Source organism: Enterococcus canis NBRC 100695 (assembly GCF_001544375.1).
GTDB lineage: Bacteria > Bacillota > Bacilli > Lactobacillales > Enterococcaceae > Enterococcus_H > Enterococcus_H canis.
This window is the reverse complement of sequence record NZ_BCQJ01000029.1, coordinates 1-4,467: the sequence shown is the minus strand read 5'-3', so window position 1 is coordinate 4,467 and position 4,467 is coordinate 1. Positions and strand designations below refer to the sequence as shown.

General features: G+C 38.3%; 4 protein-coding genes. 3 read left to right on the top strand and 1 reads right to left on the bottom strand.

The features are described 5' to 3' along the window. A partial coding sequence (locus tag ECA01S_RS13655) for an ATP-binding protein (RefSeq protein WP_067396485.1) occupies window positions 1-2,116 on the top strand: 2,116 nt, incomplete at its 5' end. 123 nt (window positions 2,117-2,239) lie between these two features. Here ECA01S_RS13655 and ECA01S_RS14260 read toward each other — a convergent pair. Then, window positions 2,240-2,326: a type I toxin-antitoxin system Fst family toxin gene (locus ECA01S_RS14260; protein WP_143139644.1), complete on the bottom strand. Its 87-nt coding sequence runs from the start codon at window positions 2,324-2,326 to the stop codon at window positions 2,240-2,242. A gap of 86 nt (window positions 2,327-2,412) precedes the next feature. Here ECA01S_RS14260 and ECA01S_RS13650 point away from each other — a divergent pair, with 86 nt between their 5' ends. Next, a complete protein-coding gene (locus ECA01S_RS13650; RefSeq protein ID WP_067396482.1) occupies window positions 2,413-2,763 on the top strand; it encodes a hypothetical protein in 351 nt (116 codons plus the stop codon). 12 nt (window positions 2,764-2,775) lie between these two features. Beyond that, the coding region (locus ECA01S_RS13645) for a cell envelope integrity TolA family protein (RefSeq protein WP_067396478.1) at window positions 2,776-4,467 on the top strand (1,692 nt) is incomplete at its 3' end.

Below are 4,467 nucleotides of genomic sequence, written 5' to 3'. Positions count from 1 at the left end.
CACACCTATTCAAGTAGCCAACCCTTTAGAATACGTTGAATTGTTTAAAGATATGTGTGGACGATTGATTCACCGTTTGACAGGACAAAAAGTGCCAAGAAGTGTCCTTTTATCAACGTTTCGCAAAGCAGAAAAACAATTATACAATGACTTAGCGAATTACAAACAAATCGAACGTTTAGATACAAAAACAATGGGTCGTCTTTTTTATTATTTCTTCCACCGTGCAAATACACGCTTACCACAACGTGAATTACTTGTAGAAGAAATGACCGAAGGGGTGATTGAAAATCATAGTGGTTATCTAACCGTCGAACAGTTAGGGAAGACCCATTATCTCTCTTTTCTAACATTAACGGACGTTCCTACCAGTATGTTTGGGAGCGCATTTGTTCAAAATTTACAGGATAGCTTGTCTTCGCCGATTGAAACACATGTACGAGTGACATTTGACCATGAGGATAAAGACCGTCGACACGTGCATAAAATGAGAAAGCGAATTTTTGAACAGGACAAAGACCAAGAAACCGTTGACGGCATTTTAGATGATGATGAGGTCGTATTGTTCGGGGAAGAACGGTTGAGAGACCTTAATGAGCGATTAAAAAGCAAAGAACGTCGCTTGTGTCGCATGACAATTACGTTTGTATTAGCGGCAGAAAGCAAAAAAGAGCTAGAAGAACGAATCAAAGAAGTAGAATTTGTTCTTGATGGTACAGCTTACAAGGTCTATCGTCCACTTGTTGACCAACTGACCCTTTTCAATCAATGCTTAATCGGGAGTGTCAGCAAATTTAAGAGCTATGAACAAGTGGTTACCACAGGCTATGTGGCTGATTTTGGACTTGACCTTGAAAAAGAGGTGGGGAATCGCTATGGTATGCCACTTGGTCGAGTGATTACAGCGAAGAAGTTTAAATCCGTTCAACATGCGTTATCGTTATCGAGTAAAATCATTTGGTTTTTTCCGAATTTAACGAAACGAACCATTGAAGGCGCCCAACATACTAACGGAAATACGTTGATTATCGGTCCGCCGGGTCAGGGAAAATCTGTATTGGTGAAATATATTTTCTTGTGGCTCACTTTTTTAGGACAAAAAATCCTTTACGTTGACCCAAAAAATGAAACGGAAGTTTTTTTCCGAAAAGCATTAGAAAAATTTGGCTACATTCCTGAATTTAAAGCGTTGTTTGAGCGAATTAATTTCATTTCTTTATCGAATGAGGAAAAATATCGAGGAATGCTTGACCCATTATTGTTTTTACCAAGAGAACAAGCGATTCAAACTGCCCGCAACGTTTTGGAAAATTTTGGAGAAGTCAACACGGACAGCCATACCTCCAGTGATAAGAAAACGTTGATTTTAGAAGCGGTAGAAACAGTTATGAGTGGCAAAGGAAAGAAACACTTAACGAAGGTGATTGAGGTCATTCGAGAAAAAGACCCAAAACTAGCCAAATTAATTTCAGGCTATAATGTAGGGTTAGGCAAAATCCTTTTAGGAAACGATTATAGCGAACCGATTCGCTTTGAAAATCAAATCAATGTATTGGGTACCCAAGGATTACAAATCCCCACACAGGAAGAAATAGAGGCAAAAAATCTAAATAATGAACAAATCGCTGGCATGTCCATTATGGAAGTCATAATGAAAATGACATACATTTTCTCCACGGACAAAAACGAAGACGCAGCGATTATTTTTGATGAAGCCAAAGGCTTTGAAGATACCGCTCAAGGACGATTCTTAATTGAAGATAGTTTACGGAAGGGACGTGCGAACATGACAGATATATACCTTGTCACTCAAGCGTTTATGGATTATGATAGAGAAGACAAGAAGGAATTGTTATCGTATAAGTTTGCCTTTCGTCCAAATCAAAAAGAAGCACAAGAAAAAGTGTTACACTTCTTTGGTATGGAACCTAATAGCGCCAACGTTCAGCTAATGAATGAACTAAAATCAGGGACGTGTCTTTTCCAAGACCACAGAGGACGAAATCAACCGATTGCCATTGATGTGTTATTTGATAGCTGGTTACTTGCGATTTCTTCTACCAATAAAGAAGACGAAGCGACCCAAGTGGCGCTTGCATTAGAACAAAGTTCCTAGAAATAACAAGAAAATTGTGGTATACTAGGGGTGCAAAGAAGGAACATGGTGTACACGAAACCCCTAGAGAGGTCGGATTCTCTAGGGGTTTTTCTGTGGGCTGATGTCGCCTCTTTACATGTTTTACTTCTTGTTTCGCTTATTCAGCCAATACTCGAATAAGGCAATGAATATGCCGACAAGAAGGGGGCAAAGAAATTCTTGAAACATGGTATACACCTCCTTCCAGTCGCAAGACTGTCGGATAAGGCGACACTTTATTATATCGTAAAACTATTTTAATTAGGGGGATTCATATGAAAAAAATACTTCTTTGGATTATTGGATTTGTAGGTATCTTGCTTTTAACTGGTTGTGGAGGAAACTCTATTAAAGATACATTGACTGCTGATGGTGGAGAATGGGAAGGCGAAGGATTTGGAGTATCAACTAAATTGACCTTTTATGATGATAATCAAATAAACGTAACAGAAAATAGTTCTAGCTATGGTGGTAGTTACAAGTATGACGAAAAAGATAAAAAGTTAACTATTACTTTAGAAGGAATTAGTACAACAATTTTAACAGACGTAAAAGAAAAAAACGGCAGTATAACAGCAAAAAATGGTGAAAAAGACGTGTCCTTAACCAAAATAAACCAGAAATAATGAGGTGATCCTTTGAAAAAGAAATCACTATTATTGACAGTCCTACTTTTTGTAGGCTGTTTTTTTATGTTTACACAATCTACGCCCGTGTTTGCGGCACCAGAACCCGATGAAAATAAGGTTATTATCAGAGAACCTACCACAGACGTAGATACCATTTACGAGAATTACAAGGATAATTCGTTTGAATTAATGACCCAAGATAAACCCAAAGAAAGTTTATCTGGAATAAGTGAAGCAATTACCAATGCCTCTGCTATATTAAAGAATTTTACATGGTCTGGTGTTAAAGGACTTGGTCAATTCAATGCTGAAATGGTCAAGTTTCTTTTTAGTATGGACGTTGTCACACCGATTAAACAACCTATCCAACAATTGACCTCCAATATCGCAGGAAACATGTTGAGTATTGCTGGAACGATAGGAATTGGGTTTGTTACGTTAATTATGGGAATTAAATTCATTGGTGAGCAGCGATTTCGCCAAGCGCTACGTGTCTTTCTAATGACAATCCTTATCTTTACAGGTCTTTCCGTTTGCAAAGACGCCAACACGTCCGATTCGTTGTTCAACCAAATGTTTGACGCAGACAAACAAATTGAAGCGGCATTTGTAAAAGTCAATCCCGTATTAAATGGTGAAAGTGTCCCAGAAAGTAAAGATGGGAACGTTAATGACCGCATGAAAAGCGCAGGAGAGTTGATTGCTTCTCGTGTATTTTACACCAATGTCTATGAACCTTATTTACTGATGAATTATGGTACGTCTAATCCTGAAACCATTCGTAAAAAACAAGTCGAATACAAAGACTCGGAATACGACCGTATCAACATTTTACTGGATAATGATGTGACCAATGATGAGAATATTAAACTTCATGAAGACATCACAAAATATGAAGCAGAAGAGCTTAAGAATCGAAACGTTCAGTATTACAAGAACTTGGATAATACTTTCTACGGACTGTTTTACATTGTCGTGAATTTGATTCAAACGATTGTGTATTTTGTCCTTTGCTTTGTTCGTCTCGTCATAGCGGTTTTACAGATATTCTTATTACCGCTTTTACCAATTCTTCTTTTAGTTGGATTATTCATGATAGGAATCAATGTCTTTGTGAATTATTTCAAAGCATTTGGCATGACCATTTTTATGAAAGCTATGACTGGCTTTGCCTGTATCTTCTTTGCTACGTTTCTGTCTTTAGGGTTTCAATTAAGTAACGCGGTTGATAATCCATGGCAAAAAATCTTAACGATTTTAATTTACTTGTTGACGCCATTAGGTTTGTATATCTTCCGTAAATTCTTAGGTAGTCTGTTTACTGGAAGGGTCTCTTTAGCCGACGCAATGGCGTTTGCAACCCACCCATTTAGTACCGAAAAGAAAATGCGTGAAGCCGCAAAAGAACAGAAGGCAGCCAACAAAGAACACCGCAAACAAGCCAAAGAAGAACGAAAAGCCGCACTGAGAAAACGACAAGAAGAAGCGCAAAAACGAGGAAAACAAGAGCTTGGATTGAAACAAAAACCCGTGAAAGAACGAGAAGCCAAGCGCAGTGCCTTACGACGTGAGTTAAAACCAAAAGCACAGCACAAAGCCCCAAGCAGTGTGGAAAAAGCGCAACAGAACCTACAAAATTTACACGAAAAAGGACGCCAGCAAGAATCGAAGGAACAACAACAGCTTGCTCGTCAACGTCAA